The organism is Neisseria sp. P0021.S007 (genome assembly GCF_051956855.1).
The window spans coordinates 1-770 of the sequence record NZ_JBQCXA010000385.1; the positions used below are offsets into that span (position 1 = coordinate 1).

The window sequence follows — 770 nt, forward strand, 5'->3', positions numbered from 1 at the left end:
CGTGAAGTCTCGATGGTAATCACGTCGGCGTCCATAGCTGCGATAGCAGGCAGGATGTCGTTGAACTCGGAGTAACACATATGGGTGTGGATTTGTGTGCTGTCTTCGCAACCGGTAGAGGACAGGCGGAAGGATTCGCCTGCCCAGTTCAGGTAGGCATCCCAATCGGCGCGTTTCAAAGGCAGACCTTCACGGATGGCAGGTTCGTCGATTTGGATGACTTTGATGCCTGCTTTTTCCAAATCCAATACTTCGTCGTTCAGAGCCAGTGCGATTTGTTTGCACACGGTAGAGCGTGGAATGTCGTTGCGGACGAAAGACCATTGCAGAATGGTGACAGGACCGGTCAACATGCCTTTCATCGGGCGTTTGGTCAGGCTTTGTGCGTAAGTGGACCAAGCGACAGTCATGGCTTCAGGACGGCTTACGTCACCGAAGATGATCGGTGGTTTCACGCAGCGTGAGCCGTAGCTTTGTACCCAGCCGTATTGGGTGAACGCGAAACCGCTCAACAATTCGCCGAAGTATTCGACCATGTCGTTACGCTCGGCTTCGCCGTGTACCAATACGTCCAAGTCCAGTTTTTCTTGCTCTTCAACCACCGAGGCGATTTCTTTTTTCATCGCGGCTTCGTAATCGGCGGCAGACAGTTCGCCTTTTTTGAAGGCTGCGCGTGCTTGACGGATTTCGGTGGTTTGCGGGAAAGAACCGATGTTGGTCGTCGGCAGCAGAGGCAGGTTCAACCATGCTTGTTGCGCTTTGATACGGTC

At 53.2% G+C, this 770-nt stretch carries 1 pseudogene; it reads right to left on the minus strand.

The annotated features are described in order from the left end of the window. Positions 1–770: pseudogene (locus tag ACTHUR_RS13520) on the minus strand (5-methyltetrahydropteroyltriglutamate--homocysteine S-methyltransferase); the annotation flags it as partial.